Origin of the sequence: Paraburkholderia sp. UYCP14C (assembly GCF_004197395.1) — a bacterium.
Classification (GTDB): domain Bacteria; phylum Pseudomonadota; class Gammaproteobacteria; order Burkholderiales; family Burkholderiaceae; genus Paraburkholderia.
Genome location: NZ_SELS01000009.1, coordinates 126,971 through 143,939, shown reverse-complemented (window position 1 = coordinate 143,939; position 16,969 = coordinate 126,971). Strand labels below are relative to the sequence as shown.

Annotated in this window: 14 protein-coding genes; 2 read left to right on the top strand and 12 right to left on the bottom strand. The window is 63.2% G+C overall.

The genetic code is table 11. From position 1 onward, the window contains the following. Positions 1-2: 2 nt before the first annotated feature. A complete protein-coding gene (locus EVC45_RS11135) occupies positions 3-557 on the bottom strand; it encodes a hypothetical protein (RefSeq protein ID WP_129958045.1) in 555 nt (184 codons plus the stop codon). Positions 558-759: 202 nt separating this feature from the next. After that, positions 760-1,143 (bottom strand): SHOCT domain-containing protein, encoded by a 384-nt coding sequence (locus EVC45_RS11130; protein WP_129958044.1) that lies wholly within the window; start codon positions 1,141-1,143, stop codon positions 760-762. A gap of 220 nt (positions 1,144-1,363) precedes the next feature. Here EVC45_RS11130 and EVC45_RS11125 point away from each other — a divergent pair, with 220 nt between their 5' ends. Then, entirely contained in the window at positions 1,364-1,600 is a 237-nt protein-coding gene (locus EVC45_RS11125) for a hypothetical protein (protein WP_129958043.1), read from the top strand. Between the two features lie 234 nt (positions 1,601-1,834). Here the strand turns inward: EVC45_RS11125 and EVC45_RS11120 are convergent, their stop codons facing one another. From EVC45_RS11120 to EVC45_RS11105, 4 genes are all read right to left on the bottom strand, one after another. Beyond that, the gene (locus tag EVC45_RS11120) at positions 1,835-2,224 is read right to left on the bottom strand and encodes a BON domain-containing protein (protein WP_129958042.1); all 390 of its coding nucleotides are present in this window, start codon (positions 2,222-2,224) and stop codon (positions 1,835-1,837) included. 51 nt (positions 2,225-2,275) lie between these two features. Beyond that, positions 2,276-3,613 (bottom strand): MFS transporter, encoded by a 1,338-nt coding sequence (locus tag EVC45_RS11115; protein ID WP_129958041.1) that lies wholly within the window; start codon positions 3,611-3,613, stop codon positions 2,276-2,278. A gap of 86 nt (positions 3,614-3,699) precedes the next feature. Further along, positions 3,700-4,887, bottom strand: a complete 1,188-nt coding sequence (locus tag EVC45_RS11110; protein WP_129958040.1) for a porin — start codon at positions 4,885-4,887, stop codon at positions 3,700-3,702. Between the two features lie 78 nt (positions 4,888-4,965). Then, complete coding sequence (locus tag EVC45_RS11105) at positions 4,966-6,147, bottom strand: M20 aminoacylase family protein (RefSeq protein WP_129958039.1); 1,182 nt, start codon at positions 6,145-6,147, stop codon at positions 4,966-4,968. A gap of 154 nt (positions 6,148-6,301) precedes the next feature. On the opposite strand from EVC45_RS11105, the gene EVC45_RS11100 reads away from it, so the two are divergent. Further along, positions 6,302-7,198: a LysR substrate-binding domain-containing protein gene (locus EVC45_RS11100; protein WP_129958038.1), complete on the top strand. Its 897-nt coding sequence runs from the start codon at positions 6,302-6,304 to the stop codon at positions 7,196-7,198. A gap of 24 nt (positions 7,199-7,222) precedes the next feature. Here the strand turns inward: EVC45_RS11100 and EVC45_RS11095 are convergent, their stop codons facing one another. From EVC45_RS11095 to EVC45_RS11070, 6 genes are all read right to left on the bottom strand, one after another. Further along, positions 7,223-7,636, bottom strand: a complete 414-nt coding sequence (locus tag EVC45_RS11095) for a Fur family transcriptional regulator (protein ID WP_168991443.1) — start codon at positions 7,634-7,636, stop codon at positions 7,223-7,225. Between the two features lie 183 nt (positions 7,637-7,819). Next, complete coding sequence (locus tag EVC45_RS11090; protein ID WP_129958036.1) at positions 7,820-9,247, bottom strand: basic amino acid/polyamine antiporter; 1,428 nt, start codon at positions 9,245-9,247, stop codon at positions 7,820-7,822. Between the two features lie 132 nt (positions 9,248-9,379). Beyond that, on the bottom strand, positions 9,380-10,816 hold the full coding sequence (locus EVC45_RS11085; protein WP_129958035.1) for a basic amino acid/polyamine antiporter: 1,437 nt from the start codon (positions 10,814-10,816) through the stop codon (positions 9,380-9,382). A 258-nt stretch (positions 10,817-11,074) separates the two neighbouring features. After that, positions 11,075-12,577: an efflux transporter outer membrane subunit gene (locus tag EVC45_RS11080; RefSeq protein WP_129958034.1), complete on the bottom strand. Its 1,503-nt coding sequence runs from the start codon at positions 12,575-12,577 to the stop codon at positions 11,075-11,077. Beyond that, positions 12,574-15,633: an efflux RND transporter permease subunit gene (locus EVC45_RS11075; RefSeq protein ID WP_129958033.1), complete on the bottom strand. Its 3,060-nt coding sequence runs from the start codon at positions 15,631-15,633 to the stop codon at positions 12,574-12,576. Before EVC45_RS11075 ends, EVC45_RS11080 begins: the two co-directional genes overlap by 4 nt. Further along, positions 15,630-16,760 (bottom strand): efflux RND transporter periplasmic adaptor subunit, encoded by a 1,131-nt coding sequence (locus EVC45_RS11070; RefSeq protein ID WP_248295089.1) that lies wholly within the window; start codon positions 16,758-16,760, stop codon positions 15,630-15,632. Before EVC45_RS11070 ends, EVC45_RS11075 begins: the two co-directional genes overlap by 4 nt. Positions 16,761-16,969 lie beyond the last annotated feature (209 nt).

The following is a 16,969-nucleotide window of genomic DNA, read 5'->3' as shown; positions in this document are numbered from 1 at the left end:
GTTCAGAATCGCCGCAAATCGCGATCTCGCAGTGGATCAGGCGTGCGCTGCGTCTCGCGCAACACGCCGTTGGTGTCGAACGCAAAATTGAACAGCATGGGGTTGATGTTGTTTTCGGTGTAACGGTATGACCAGACTTCGCGTTGCGAGAGCCGGAAAAACTGCGTTTGCACGGGCCGGCCGAAATTGATCAGCACATCGTTGCGCGTCCATTTGCCGATCTCCGCGCGATTGAATTCGCTCAACTGCAAAACCTGACGCACGTTCACGATCTTGCCGGAAGCGTCGATGTCGGCCGCGACGGTGGTCGAGCCCATCGGCTGGGTCGGCCACATCAGTCGGCGGCCGCCTCCGGGCAGGTCGTAGACTTCGCGGGGCTGGCCCATGCGAGCGATGATCGCCGACTGATCCTGGCCGGCCTGGAATTGCTGCCACGGTTGCACGCATGCCGTGAGCATCAACGCCGTCACGCACGTGAGCGTGGCGCGGCGCAAAGTCAGCGACGCGCGTGCGGTTCGCGCGGCAGCGTCCGGAACGTGGGCGAGGCGGTTAATCATAGCTTTCTCCCGTTACGTTCGATCCACGCGATCAGGTCACGGGCATGCGATGCGCCCGAAAACCTGGCGTCACCTGCCGCAGCCGACAAGCTCGCGCATTGCGATCATGGCGCGTCGAACTGGGAATCCCTGAGCGCGCGGGAGCCAGGGCGAAACAGGCTGCGCGCCCGCTCGCCCTTGGCTGCAGTCAGATAGACGACGCTTACTGCACGAGCTTCGCGCGAAGCCGCGCGTGCTCGTCCGCGGAAATGGAACCCGACGCTTTCAGTTTGTCGAGCTTTTCGAGTTCGTCGGCGACACTGAAGCCCACCACACTGCGCAGATCTTCCCGCGCCTGCTTGGCACGCTCCTGATTGCGTTCCGCCATGCCACGATGCTGGGTGAGCAGATACGCGAAGATGCCGATATACGGCAGGACGATGAGGAAGATCACCCACAGAACCTTGCCCCATCCGGAAACGTCATGGCGGCGGAACAGGTCGCCCGACACCGTGATCAACAGCCAGAACCACAGGATAAAGATGAAGATGGAGAAAACGTCGGCCAGAAAATTCGGGAATGTGAAACCATCATTAAAGAAAAGCATTGTTGTTCTCCAGTCATTCCGGTTGCAATTGAAAGGCTTAACGGATTTCGACCTATGGTTGCCCGCTATGGATAGCGCATACGATCAGCGCGGCAGCGCTGAAAATCTACCATGACGGCATGTCGATTGCGCGCGCATTCATACGGGTCGTATGAAAGACATGCATCAGGTTCAGTGGCTCGTTTGAAACCACGAACCTTCTGTTCGACACGTGTTTCATTTGTCCTCCTCACTTCGCGCGGGGCAAATTCATGATGCGGACCTTTTTGCCTTTATAGCTTATCCCGATCGAGTAACGCGAGCAATTTTTAAGGATTCCGTTCGATTGGAGATTTCAGCAGATGCGGCGATCATGCCGTGTGGCATTGAAGATGCGCGAGTGAAAACGATGTCAAAGATCCGCGCTTCTTGCGGTGCAAAAGTAATGCCAACAGAAGCGTCTGCGATGCATCGTTGAAGGCCGGCTTGCTTGGCCACATGTTCACGGACCGCCGTCGCGTCGGCACTTCCGGTGATGGGCTGAACTCGCTCAGTTCACATTCGTAAGCAAATCTGAACAGATCGGCGGCTGGCGTCGTCTTGACGAAACCGTTGTCGATCGCGCGGCTGCGGCCGCGCCTTGCGAGAATTGCTGGACTGCCGGCCGCGAGGCCGGCCGCAGCCGCAGGCCGTGAGGCCGGGCAAGCCGCCGCTAGTTGCTGCCCCGTGCGCTGAATTCCTTGCGCACCGCGACGCGGCTCGTCACCGACTGCACACCGGGCACGCCTTTCGCAATGTTGGTCGCAAGGTCGACCTGCTCCGGGGCCGGCACGCTGCCCGTCAACGTCACGACGCCGTCATTCGCGCGCACGGTAATGTTGCTGGCCCGCAGCCCCTGGCTGCGCGCGTTTCTGAATGCGCGGCGTATGTCCCGCACGAGTTGTTTGTTGGCCGCCTTGATCTCGCCCGCGGTTGGCGCCGAACTCGCCGTACCTTGTGCTGCCGAAGCGGGGCCGACTGCTTGCGGCTGTGCGTACGTATTCAGACAAGCGAACACGACCGCGCTCGCGCCCACCAGTTTCACCCATTTGTGTGCGTTCATTTCGTTCTCCTGTTGTCTATGGCCGGATCACATCGACGATGACTCCGGCGGTTATTCGGCAATGCGCTCGTCGAATACGGTCAGCGCGGCGAGACTGACGAGACTGCACGCGCTCATGTACCAGACCGGCGCGTAGGCGCTGCCCGTCGCCCCGATCAGCCACGTCACCACGAACGGCGCGAAGCCGCCGAACAGCGTGACGCCGACGCTATAGATCATTCCGAGCGATCGTCCGCGCATTTCGCGCGGAAATCCTTCGAGCAGCAGCAGAAAGCCGGCCGGATTGCCGAGCACCCACAAGCCGATCAGCAGCGCGACGGCCGCGAGAATCGCCATGAGCACCGGCACGTGCAGCATCAGCGCGAACGCCGGATAAAGCGCTAGCAGGCTCGCGATGCCGGTCGCGAACAGCAACGGCTTGCGCGACTTCAGCCGATCGGTCAGCTTGCCGCAGAAGGGCGACGCGACGGTCAGAATCAGTCCAGCGACACCGCTCGGCAAAAACGCCGCCGCACCCGACACATGCGCGAAGCGCGTCAACCAGCCGGGCAGATAAAACACGAGGATGTACATCGACGACGTACCGCCGATCATCAGCAGCGTGCCGAGCACGATGCGGCGCACGTCATAGCGCGCTGGCGCAACCTCGGTCGCGTTCTGGTTCGAGCCACTCGCCGCGTGCAGCGTCTCGTGCAGATGACTGCGTATGTACAGCCCGACCGGACCGATCAGCAGGCCGAGCAGAAACGGCACACGCCAGCCCCAGCTTGCGAGCGCGGAGGGTGTCAACGCGTGGGTCAACAACATTCCGCACAACGCGCCGGCGAGCGCCGACGCACCCTGGCTCGCGAGCTGCCAACTCACCAGATAGCCGCGGGTACCCGGCGCGGCCGATTCCATCAGGAACGTCGTCGACGCACCCACTTCGCCGCCCGCCGAGAATCCCTGAATCAGGCGGCCAGCGACGATCAGCAACGGCGCCGCCGCGCCAATCTGCGCATAAGTCGGCGCAAGACCGATCGTCGCCGTGCCGAGCGCCATCATCAGAATGGTCAGCGTCATCGCAGCCTTGCGACCGCGCCGGTCCGCATACGCGCCGATCACGACGCCGCCGATCGGCCTGACGACGAACCCCGCGCCGAACGTCGCGAACGACAACAGCAGCGGCCCGTGCAAGCCGCCTACCGGAAAGAACAGCTTGCCGATCAGCGCAGCGAAAAAGCTGTAGACGGTGAAGTCGAAAAATTCGAGCGCGTTGCCGAGCGAGGTCGCGAGAATGACGCGGCGATGCGTGGCCGCATGCGACACGTCGCTCGATGCAATGTTCGACGCGGCCTTCGACACGACGACGTCGCGCGGTGGCGCAACAACTGGGCTGGTGGTCTTCATGCGTGTGATTCTTCAGAGACGAAGGAAAGCGCGAGCGACGCGGCGGGCGGCGGCGTCTCGCGCTCGCCGACCCGCCGTGTCTCGACTCAGAACAGGTGATAGATGCCGAGCGACGCGGTCATCGGCGTCGTGCCTAGTTCAGGCGACGCGGTACCGGTCTGCAGCGGCAGCGGGTTGCTGTTCAGAATCACGCTCGAAATCCCGTAGTTGCGGATAAAGCCCGCGCGCGCATACAGCGACGTGCGCTTCGACAGCGAGTAGTCGTAGCCGAGCATCACACCGAGCGCCGAGTCCTTCGCCGGATCGCCGGCGCTGTCGCGCACGCCCGACGTATCGCGATAGACCACCGACGCGCGCACCGCGTGACGTCCCCACGGCACCGTCGCGCCAACCATGTACGAGCGCGCGATGCCGTTGCCTTCGAGCTTCGGCGCCACCTGCGCGAACGCGGCCGACAGCACGTAGCTGCCGACATCGTAGATCGCGGACACACCGTAGATATCGTTGCGCACGGTTTGCGTGCCGGCCGAGGTCTGGACCGGCGAGCTCCACACGCGGTTATACGCGCCCGACAGATACCACGTGCCGTTCGTCCACGATGCGACCACGCCCTGATTCGAAGCATTCGGCGACACGCCGGCCTGATTGTTGAACGCATACAGGAAGGTCGCGCCGAAGCCCATCACGCGCGGCGTGGTCCACGTCGCCGCGTTGCTCGCGCGCACCAGCACCTGGCTCGAGCCCGGCCCGAGGTCCGCGTTGTAGCCGACGCCCTTCGGCGTCTGCACCGCACCGCCGGCGAGCCACGTGACGACCGAGTTCGTCATCACTTCGCCGAACGGGTCGATGACTTGCGGCAGGTTCGCGGTCGGCTGCAAGCCGAGGCGCACGACACCCCATGTCGCCGAGTTCAGGCCGACCCAGGCGGCGCGATCGAACAACGTGTTGCTGGTGCCGAACGAGCCGTTGTTCGCCATAAAGCCGTTTTCAAGGTTGAATTCCGCCTTCAGGCCGCCGCCGAGATCTTCGCGGCCGAACAGCCCGAATTGCGACGTATGAACGCCGCCGCTCTGGGTTTGCCACTTCGAGGTGCCGCTGACGCTCTGAAAGTTCAGGCCCATGTCGACCGCACCGTACAGCTGAATGCCGTTCTGCTGGACCGCGCTTTCCATCGACGGCCATGCCGACAGCCATTGCTGTAGATACGAGTCGGCCCAGGCCGCGTGAGACATCAGCGTCACGGCCGCGGCGCAAACGGCCTTTTTATATTGCATGTGAATCCCCGATATGGACGTAGTCTGGCCGCCGACCCGGCCGCACGCCGGGTCGGCGAAACGCGATTCTGGTGAAGTTCAGGCTGTGAGGTAGTGCTCGACGAGCGTGGCCCAGTAGGCGACGCCGATCGGCAGCGCCTGATCGTTGAAGTCGTAGCCGGGGTTGTGGATCATGCAGCTGCCGTGCCCCTCGTGGCCGTTGCCGAGCGCGACGTAGCAGCCCGGCACTTTCTCGAGCATCCACGAGAAGTCCTCGCCGCCCATCATGCCCGGCGGCAGCGGCAGAATGTTCTGCGCGCCGACCACCGCGGCGACCGCTTCGCGGGCGCGCTCGGTCTCCTGAGCGGTGTTCATCAGCACGCGCGTGACCCGCTGATAGTCGATGTGCGCAGTCACGCCGAAGCTCGCCGCCTGGCTCTCGACGATCTCGTGCAGACGCGTCTCGATCAGCTGCTGGACTTCGGTACTGAGCGTGCGAACCGTCAGCAGGATCGTCGCCGTGTTCGGCACGACGTTGTGCGCGGTGCCGGCCTGGATCGCGCCGACGGTCAGCACCGCGGCATCGGCCGGCGGCACGTTGCGCGCGACGATCGTCTGCAGCGCCATCACGATGCTCGCGGCCGCCACCACCGGATCGCGGCTCAGATGCGGCATCGCGGCGTGCATGCCCTTGCCGGTCAGCGTGAGCGTCACCAGATCGGCCGATGCCGCCATTGCGCCCTGCTGCACGATGAACATGCCGACCGGCACGCCCGGCGCGTTATGCAGCGCGTACACCGCATCGCACGGGAAGCGCTCGAACAGGCCCTCCTCCATCATGCGCACGGCGCCGCCCTGGCCTTCTTCGGCCGGCTGGAAAATCAGGTTCAGCGTGCCGTTGAAGCGGCGTGTTCGCGCAAAGTAATGTGCGGCCGCCAGCAGGATCGCCGTGTGTCCGTCGTGCCCGCATGCATGCATCTTGCCGTGCACCTTGCTCGCGTAAGGCAGGCCGGTGTCCTCGATGATCGGCAGCGCGTCCATGTCGGCGCGAATGCCGATTGCGCGCGTGCCGTCGCCCAGCTTCAGACGGCCAACCACGCCCGTGCCGCCGATGCCTTCCGTGACCTCATAACCCCAGTCTTTAAGTTTTTCGGCGACGAGCCGGCTCGTTTCGACTTCTTCGAAGCCCAGTTCCGGATGCGAATGAATACGTCGGCGTAATTCGACGAATTCGGCCGCCTTGTCGCGAATCGCGGGATCGATATTGATTTTGTGGGACAACGCCGTCTCCTCTGACAGACCCGTGTGACACGCGCTTGATCAAGCTCGGCGCGGATTGAGAGCCAGTCTACGAGAGCGGCAGTGAATAAAAACATGATAAAGTTTTATCCCAATAACCGTTAGTTATAGTATTTACCCTAAGGCAATAAGGTTAATGGCAATCAAGCTTCATCAATTGCGCGCACTGGTCGCAGTCGCGGATCATGGCACGATTGTCGGCGCTTCGCGAGCGCTGTTCGTCAGTCAGCCGGCAGTCACCAAAGCGATTCGGGAATTGGAAACCGATATCGGCATGTCGTTATTCGGCCGCAGCGTGAATGGCGTCGCGCTCACGCACACCGGGGAATCTCTGTTGCGGCATGCGCGTTTGATCGTCGGCGAACTTGGGCGCGCCGAGCAGCAGATGGCGATGGAACGAGGTGCGCAGGAGGGCCGCGTGACGATCGGAGTGACGCCGCTCGCGGCACTCACGTTGCTGCCCGATGCATATGCGCGCTTTCGCCAGCATATGCCGCACATCACGGTGGAATTTCTCGAGTTTCACGCGACAAAACTGCAGGATCAGTTGCGCCAGGGCTCGCTCGATTTCGCGCTCGCGGCGGCGACGGAATCGTCCGCCGATTCATCGATCGAATGTTCTGAACTGCTGGCCTATCCGTTGGCGTTCGCGGTACGCGCGAACGGGCCGCTCGCAAAGACCACCTCGCTGGCCGAGCTGTGCGACGCCGAATGGGTGCACTCCGACACCACCGACGAATTCCCGCAATTCATCGCCGATCTGTTCAACCGTCAGGGTCTGCCCATGCCGCAAAGAATTACACGCTGCACGTCGCAATCGCTGATGTACAGCCTCGCGCTCAGCATCGACGCCGTGTTGGTCTGGGCTTCGCACACGCTCGAACTCGTCAACTCGACGGGGCATATGAAAAAGTTGGATTTCATCGAAACCTCGCGCGCCGCGAGACTGCATCTGATGCAGCGCGAAGGCGCGATTCACACGCGCCCGGCCGACTATTTCATTCGCTGCATTCGCGAGGCCGCGATCATGTGAAGCGCGACGCGTGCGTGCGGCACCCTATCTCCTGAACACAGTCCTCACCTGCACGCGGCCTTTTTTGCATGCGGCGCACAGGCCGAACAGCACGAGTTGCCGTCCCGCCACGTCGAATTCGAATTCATCGGCCACGGCCCGCTGCCGCGCCTCGATCTGCTCGTCGAAAAACTCGTGGATACCGCCGCACGCGGTGCAGACGATATGGTCATGCCGCTTGCCGTCGTTCAGCTCATACACCATGCGGCCCTCGCCCAACGCGACGCTGCTCAGCAACTCGCCGTCGACGAGCAGGCCCAGCACGCGGTACAACGTACCCAAACTCATATTGCGCGTATCGCCATTCAGACGCTTGTAGACCTGCTCCGCGCTGAAATGCTCGTGCGGGTGCTGATGGAAAAACTCGAGCACGAGGACGCGTGGAAGCGTAGGCCGCAAACCGGCTCGCTCCAGAACTCGGTGAATGTTCATGGACGTGGTGACAACGCGGGACGGATGGAGCGAGGCGAGCTGTTCGCCGTTGCCAGTCGATACAAGGAAGTGTTCGCGACGGCCATTGCCCCACCTGCCAAGGCAAACGGCGAGAGGCCAGACTATGTGTGGCCGCGCCTTAAGACAGCCTTAAGCCGCAAAATGATTGCGCACGAGATCCGCGAACGCGACCAGCGCGGCGACCAGAACCACGATAAACAGCCAGCGCTCCAGCAGCGAAAATACAGGCCGTCTCCCCTTGCGACGCTCGGCGAAGAAAAACCACGCGGTCGCCGCCATATAAAGCACGGTCGACATCAACAGATAATGCAAGCCGCCCGCATACACGAGAAAGATCGCGTAGCCGCAGCCCACCAGCGCAAGCATGAAATCGATGCGTCGCGACCACGGCTGCCCCGCGTACGATTCGCCCCTCGCCGCGAGCTTCAACCCATAGCCGGCGACGAGCAGGTATGGGATCAGGTTCATCGATGTCGTGAACTCCTTGGCCAGCGTGAACGCTTCTTTCGAAAACAGCGTCACGATCAGAAACGCCTGGATCACGAGGCTCGTCATCCATAGCGCGGCGACCGGTACGTGGTTGCGGTTTTCGCGCCCGAGAAACGCGGGCATCGTCTGGCTCTTGCCCGCCGCGTGCAGAATTTCGGCGGCGAGCAGCGTCCAGGCGAGATAGGAGCCGAACACCGAGAGCAACAGGCCGAGCTTGACCACGACCGCGCCCCACGCGCCGACCGCGGCGCTCAGCACGCCGGCCATCGACGGATTCTTCAGCATGCCCAACTGCTCGAGCGGCAACACGCCATACGACAACAACGTGACCATGACCATCAACGCAAGCACGCACAGAAAGCCGAGCACGGTCGCGACGCCGACGTCGCGCCGCTCGCGCGCATGCCGTGAATAAACGCTCGCGCCTTCGACACCGAGAAACACGAAGACCGTGCCCAACATCGTCTTGCGCACCTCGCCGAACAGGTCGGCCGCCGACGGCTCGGGACTGGTCCACAGATTCGCGACCAACAGCTGCCACTTGAAGCTCGTCAGCACGAGCACCGCGAACAGCCCGAGCGCGAGTAACTTGGCGACCGTCATCGACGCATTCACGATCGACGAGCCCTTCACGCCGCGCAGAATCAGGAAGTGGAACACCCAGATCATCAGCGAGGAACTGACGATCGCGCTCAGCGTATTGCCGGCGCCGAACGACGGCACGGCGATCGCCAGTGCGGACTTGATCAGCACGAGATAGGCCACGTTGCCCAGACAGCTGGCGCACCAGTAGCCGAACGCCGACAGAAAACCCGTATAGCGCCCAAAGCCGACGCGCGCATACGTATAGACGCCGACGTCGAGCTCAGGCTTGCGCCATGCGAGCCGTTGAAAGATCAGCGCGAGGATCAGCATGCCGGAGCCAGTGATGGTCCAGCTGATCAACGATCCGACGACGCCGGTATATTTGCCGAGCGCCTGCGGCAGCGAAAACACGCCCACCCCGACCATCGAGCCGATCACCATCGCCATCAGGCCCGGCGCTGAAAGTCTGACGCGCTTCTCCATGCTGCGATCGCTCCCCCGCGAACATGTGCCGATCCAGCCGCCGCAATGCAAACCCACACAAATCGGCGCACCCCTTCGCACCTACGACACCCACCGTTCAGCCGCGCTCGCGCGGCTTCGATGATCGACCGCTCAGATCACCATCGTGCCGGTCGCGAGGCCGATCAGCGCGGCAAGCGCGCCGCAGGCCGCAACGGCAAAGATGACCCATTCGAGTTTCGAAAACACCTGCAGGCCTCGCTCACGTTTGGCCACCACATACAGCACCGTACCGGGGGCATAAAGCAGCGCCGATAGCATCAGGAACTTCAAGCCGCCCGCGAACAACAGAAATGCCGTATACAACGTCGCGAACATCGCGACGAAATACTCGGTTCGCAACGCGCCGCTCAAAGTGCTGCCATTCTGTGCGCTGTCGTAACGGGCGGCCTTGATGCCATAGGCGGCCACGAGGAAATAAGGAATCAGCGCCATCGAGCTCGTCAGATTGAGCATCAGCGCAAACGCATCGGTGGACCAGTACGTGCTGATCACGAAACACTGCACCACCGTACTCGTGAGCCATACCGCCGCGACCGGCAGCTTGCGCTCGTTTTGTCGCGCGAAGATGCGCGGCATCGTCTCGAGACGCGCGGCGGCGAACAGCACCTCGGCACAGATCAGCGACCACGCGAGATACGCGCCGAGGATCGAGATGATCAGACCGGCGCTGATGAACACGACGCCGAATGGGCCGAGCAGCGCGCCGAGTACCGCAGCCATCGACGGCTGGCGCATCAGCGCGATGTCGGCGCGCGGCAAGGTCGCGTAAGGCAGCAGCGTCACCAGCACCAGCAGGCACAGCACGGCCACGAAGCCGGTGATCGTCGCCGTGCCGACGTCGGAGCGTTTTTTCGCGTAGCGCGAGTACACGCTCGCACCTTCGATACCGACGAACACGAACACGGTGACGAGCATCGTCGCGCGAACCTGCGAGAAGAGTCCCGCGCCGATCTGATCGCTGCCTTCCCACCAGTTCTTGTGGAACATGTCAGCGCGAAACAGCGCGATCAGCATCACGATGAACAGCACAATCGGTATCACCTTCGCGACCGTGACGATCGTGTTGATCATCGTGGCCTGCTGGACGCCGCGCAGCATCACCAGATGAAACAGCCAGATGCCCACCGACGACACGATGATCGCGGTCGCCGTATTGCCGTTGCCGAAGGCCGGGACGAAAGCGCCGAGCGTCGATTTGATCAGCACCCAGTACGACACGTTACCGAAGCAGCCCGCCATCCAGTAGCCGAATGCGGATAGAAAGCCCGCATAGTCGCCGAAGCCCGCTCGCGCGTATGCGAACACGCCGGCATCGAGCTCGGGCCGCCGCTGTGCGAGCGCCTGAAAAACGCGCGCCAGCGCATACATGCCGATGCCCGCCACGCACCATGCAATGACCGCGCCGAACGGTCCGGTCGCGCGCGCGAAATTGCGCGGCAGCGAGAAAATCCCTGCACCCACCATCGAGCCGACGACCATCGCGGTCAATGCGGGCAACGACAGTTTCGTCTCGAGCTGGGTTGCCATCGTGCACCATTCAGAGAAGCTGATTTCGCCCTGAGACGGACTCACATGGAGCAGGCTCGCTTACCCTGCGCGTCCCTCTGTTAGTCCTCCCGACTGAACCACCTGCCTTGCGTGTAAGGAACTGTCCATCGCTCGCGCAAGCGTCCGGCCGGATTCGCTCGATCAAGCGGAAAAGCGCCGTCACCGTCGGATTGCGATGACGGCGCTTTGCATGTCGCGCGTCGGATGTTCCGGGCACTCGCGGCGCTTCGGGCCCGCTCACTGCGAAGCCGGTGCCGGCGCGCTCGCGGTGGCGGGCGCGGGTCCCGACGTCGTGGGCGTATTGGCGGCCACCGGCGGATTGGCCAACCAGCCGCCTCCCATCGCCCGGAACAACGCGAACTGTGCCTGCAGTTTGCCGACCTCTTCCCGCGCCTGCGACGACTGGCTTTCGAGCAGCGCAACGCGCACCTGATCGATATCGACGCGACCGGTATCGCCGAGCGCATAGCGACGCTGCACCTGGCTCAACTGCGTGGTGCGGCGCGTGACTTCTTCATTGCGCGCCTTGAACAACTCGTCCTGGCGGTTCAAACGCGCCAACGCACGGTCGACGTCATAGAACGCACCGAGCGCGGTCTTTTCATAGTTGAACATGGCCTGCTGCGCCTGCGCATCCGACGACTCCACCTGCGAGCGCCGCGCGCCGAAATCGATCAACGGCATCGCCATCGCCGCGCCGAATAGCCAGAACGTGCTGGGCCCGAGGCCCTGACCTGCGATCTCCCAACCATTACGCGCGAGGATGCCGCTTAGAGATATGGTCGGCCAGTAATTGAGCCGCGCGACATCCGACTGTCTGACCGCCGCATTCACGCGTGCCTGCGCCGCGATCAGATCCGGGCGCCGCATCAGCAGATCGACCGGCTGGCCGGGCTCGATATGCGGCAGCGCGGTCATCAGCGTGTCGCTTTCATCGAGGATTCCGGCGAATTCCGCGGGCTGCACGCCGCATAGATTCTGCAGATTCAGCCGCGCCTGAGCGATGCCGTTCTCCACGTCCTGCAATCGCGCATCGACCTGCGCGCGGCCAGCGCGCGCCGCTTCGATGTCCGTACTCAGCACGAGTCCAGCGGTAAAGCTCTTTTCGGCGATATTGACGAAGTCGTCCGCGATCTCGCGGCTCTGCAGCAGGATCGTGCGCTGACGCAGCAGTCCGCGATACGTGACGTACAGATCCGCGACACCCGACACCACGCTCAGGCGCACCGCCTCCGCATCGCCGGCGGCCGCGCGTACCTGTTCACGTGCCGCCGAGAGCCGCGCGCGTCCCTGGCCGAACAGATCGATCTCCCATTGCGCCTGCAAGCCAAGACGCCAGAACTGCGCATCGGTATTGGTGATGCCGAGGAACTCCGCGAACTCGAGTTGCGTCTCGCCGCCGTGATACTTCGCGGCGCTCACGCTTGCACCGACCGACGGCAACAGTTGCGAGCGAGCCAGCCGGATCCCGGCCTGCACCTGATCGACGCGTGCGTAAGCCGTGGCGATATCGAAGTTGTGCGCGAGTGCGAGATCGATCAGCTTGTTCAGCGTCGGGTCGTTGTACTGGGTCCACCATGCCGCGAGATCGTGCGCGGACATCGGTGTCGCCGCGCCCGGTTGGGCCTCCGAGTACTGCGGCGGAAACGCGGCGGGCTTTTCCAGCTGCAATGATCCCGTACATCCGGCTTCGAGCAGCAGAGCCGCGATGGCAAGAAGATAAGCGCGCGCGCGGATCATTTTGCTTCCGGGTGCTTACCCGGCTCCCATTCCGCCTGCTTGATCGAGAACAGCATCGCATACAGCGCCGGCACCGCGACCAAGGTCAGCACGGTGGCAAAAACAAGGCCCGCCATGATCGTGATCGCCATGTCCTTGAAGAAAGGATCCCACAACAACGGCGCCATGCCGAGCGCCGTCGTGCCGCCCCCCAGTATCACCGGCCGCAGACGGTTCATCGCGCCTTGGGTCACCGCCTGCATGCGAGGCACGCCAGCGGCGATCTGGCCATCCATCTCTTCGACTAGCACCACGCCGTTCTTGATCAGCATGCCGATCAGACTCAATAGACCGAGCAACGCCATGAAGCCGAAGGCGCCGCGGAACAGCAGCAGACCGATCGTCACACCGACGATCGACATCGGTACGACGAGCAGCACGACGAGCGCGGGCTTCAGGCGCCCGAACATCATCAGCACGAGCAGCGCCATGCCGATGAAGCCGAGCGGCAGTTGACGGAACAGACTCTGCTGCGCGCGGGTCGACGATTCGTGCTCGCCGCCCCATTCGAAGCTATAGCCGGGCGGCAGCTTGATGTGCTCGATGCCGGAGCGGATGCGATTGAACGCGTCGACACTGTTCTGCCCATAGACCGGGTTGGCCGAAACCGTCAGCGTGCGAATCCGGTTTTCGCGCGCGATCTGGCCTTCCTCGGTACCGACCGTGAAGCCGTTGACCACGTCGCCGAGCGGCACATAACGGCGCAGCCCCGCGCTGAACACCTGCAGGTCCTGCAGACCCGCGACGCCGCGCGTGTAATCGGGCGAGCGCAGCACGATCGGCAGCAGCTGATCGCCCTCGCGATAGATGCCCGCGCGCAGGCCTTCGGTCGCATAAGCCATCGTGTCGGTGACCTGCCGGCGCGCCACACCGAGCGAGCGCGCACGCGATTCGTCGAATTCCGGCCGCACGATGCTGATCGGATCCTCCCAATCGTCGCGGATCGCGATGATGCGGCCGTCGGCCTTCAGCACGTTCTGCGCTTCCTGCGACAGGCGGCGCAGCACCAGCGGATCGGGTCCCGAGAAGCGTGCCTGGATCGCCGCGCCACCTCCGGGGCCGAAGTTCGGCCGCGTGACCGTCCAATGCTGTTCGGGGAAGCGCTTCTTCAGATCCGCTTCGATCTCCGGAAGCATGTGGTCGATCAGGCCCTGGTCCTTCGCGCCGACGATGAACTGCGCGTATGCCGGATCGCGCGTCTCCGGATCGTAGACGAGGAAGAAGCGTGTCGCGCCCCCGCCGATATACGTCTGTACGTTGGTGACGTCCGCATGCTTGAGCAGCACCTTCTCGACGTCGCGGCTCTTTTCGACGACCGCGCGAATATCCGCGCCACGCTGCAAACGCATATCGACATAGAAGATCGGCGTGGTCGATGCGGGGAAGAAGCTCTGTTCGACGAAACGGAACCCCCATCCGGCGAGCACCGTCAGCGCGACAAGGAAAATGACCACGAGCACACGCTGACGGGTGACCCATGACAATAGCTCGCCGTAACGCTTGTACAGCTTCGACTTGAACGGGTCTTCGTCGATGACGTCCGCGACCTTGAAAAGATACGTGCCGAACAGCGGCGTCAGGGCAATGGCGATCACCCAGCTAAATAGCAGCGAAATCGCGGCGACAGCGAACAGCGACGCACAGAATTCGCCGACCGAGTCCGGCGACAGTCCGATGCCCGAGAATGCCAGAATCCCGACAACGGTCGATGCGAGCAGAAGCCATTGGCTCTGTTTGAGAATCTGGGTCGCCGCCTCGAGATGCGACATGCCCCGCTGCACCTTCACGAGCATGCCCTCGACCACCACGATGCTGTTGTCGGTCAGCATGCCCATCACGATGATCAGCGCGCCGAGCGAGATGCGCTGCAGCTCGATCCCCGCCGCGTACATGACCAGCAGCGTGCCGAGAATCGACAGGAACAGCTCGACGCCCAGCACGACGCCGGCACGCCAGCCGAGCGCGATGCCGAGCGCGACACCGACGATCGCCACCGACAGGAACACGTCGAAGATAAAACCGCGCACGCTGTCGTCGACGACCTGCGGCTGATCGTAGAGCGAGTAGAGTTTGATGCCGATCGGGCGGTCGCGCTCCAAGGTGGCCAGCTTCGCCTTGATCTCCTCGCCGACCCTCACCACGTTGACGCGCGGCCGCGCGCTGATGCCGATCGTGATCGCGGGCTGACCGTTGTAGTGAATGACCTGGTTCGGAATGGTCGCATAGCCATGGCTCACGCGGGCGATGTCGCCGAGCAGCAGCGGGCCGGGCGTATTGTTGACGGGCAGCGAACGGATGGCCTGCAGCGAATCGAGCGAGCCGGTCGGCGCAATCCGCAGCGACAGGTCGCCGACGCGTTCGCGGCCCGCTGGCCGAACCTCGTTCTGCACGAACAGCGTCTGCGCAAGATCGTCGGTAGACAGATTGTTGGCGATCAGTTGCGATTGGTCGACGTCGACCGAGATCTGTTCCTGCTGGTTGCCGGCGATCACGATGTCGGACACGTCGTCGAGCGTCAGCAGCTGGCGGCGCAGTTCGCGCGCGTACTCATAGAGTTGCGCCTGCGTGTAGCCCTCGCCGGTCAGCGCGTAGAACATCCCGTAGACATCGCCGAAACGGTCGAGCACGAGTGTCGGGCCAGCCCCCGGCGGCAGCCGTACCTGCGCATCCGACACCGAGTTGCGCAATTCGTCCCACACCTGCGGCAATTGCGCCGACGTGTACTGGTCGCGAATCTCGACGCGGATTTCGGAGTAGCCCGGCGTGGAACGCGAGGTCAGCTTCTCGACTTGCGGCATCTGCTGGATTGCGCTTTCGAGGCGGTCCGTCACCTCCTGCTCGACCTCGCGCGCGCTCGCGCCCGGATACAGCGTCACGACGACCGCGGTCTTGATCGTGAACTTCGGGTCTTCGAGACGTCCGATGTTGTAGTACGCGAAGATGCCGCCCAACAAAGAGATGAGCGTCAGCACCCACGCGATCAGCGGCTTTTCGATAAGGGGGCGCGCGAGGTTCATTGAGGTGCATCCATTGGACGGACCGCCATTCCCTCTTTCATGAACTGCGAGCCGCCGGCCACCACGCGATCGCCCTCCGCCACCGCACCGGCGACGACCGCATCGTCATTGCGGATTTCGCGCACGCTGACCGGCACCGCATGCACACGACCGGACGCGGCATCGTAGCGCCACAGACTGCGCTGACCGTCCGCGCCGATCGATACCGCCGCGATCGGAATCGCGAAGTAGCCGGCGTTGTCGTTTTGCGCGACCTGCCGCGCGGTGTCGGAAATCTGTACACGCAGCGCCATGCCGGGGAACAGCATCGCGCTTTGCGGTCCTTCGATCGAGAACACGATCCGGTAGGCCGCCGTAGTCGGCGAGCTCTGCGTGGTCCGTTCGCGGAACACCAGCGGGAAGCGGGTCTGCGGCCGCTCGGGCAGCCACGCCTCGGCTCTCAGCGTCTTGTCGACGAACAGGCGCTCGGCAATGCTCTGAGGCAGATCGACGCCGACATCGACACGGCCGATGTTTTCCAGATTGAACGCGGGCGCCCCAGCCTGCACGACCTGCTGGATCTCGATGTTGCGGCGAGCGATCCGGCCGTCGAATGGCGCGACGAGCTGGGTATTGCGCAAGTCGCGGCTCGCCATGTCGCGTGCCGCGCGTGCGGCGTCCGTTGAAGCCGACAACTGCTCATACGCAGCCTGAGACAGAATTCCGTCCTTGCGCAGCACCGCCTGGCGCTTCAGGTTGTCGCTCAGCTGCTGATACTGCGCGTTCGCGCGTTGCAGTTGCAGCTTGTAGGGTTCCTCATCGATGCGCGCGATCAGCTGGCCGCGTTTAACCGACGCACCTTCGAGCACCGCGATCTGCACGACACGGCCCGATACTTCGAAGGCGAGCGGGGAGATGCTGGTCTGCTCGACCCGCCCGGTAAAAATGCGAATGGCGGAAGCGTCGGCCGGTTCGACCCTGGTGAGCTGCACGGCTGGCCGCGTGTCGCCGCTCTGCGTTTCGGCCTGGCGTTGACAGCCCGACAGTGCAAGGACGAGCACACAGGTCAATGCGCACGACAATGCGCCGGTCGATGCGACTCCGGCTAATCGGGGAGGTCGCGGTGCATCGGAGCGGTTTGCGTTCATGACGTTCTCGGCTGACTGCTGATGCAACCCATGCCGTACGCCCAGCGCCAACGTCGCGCGCGGGCCAGCGGATACGGAGCTCTACAGGTTGCTCAGGAATTCATAGGGGTCCATAACAGTGGATCGATAAGTGGATCCGCTGCGACTTCCACGGCCAGGTCGGACTCGAGAGATAGCTGCATCATCCCTTCTGTCGGGCCGGCAACGTC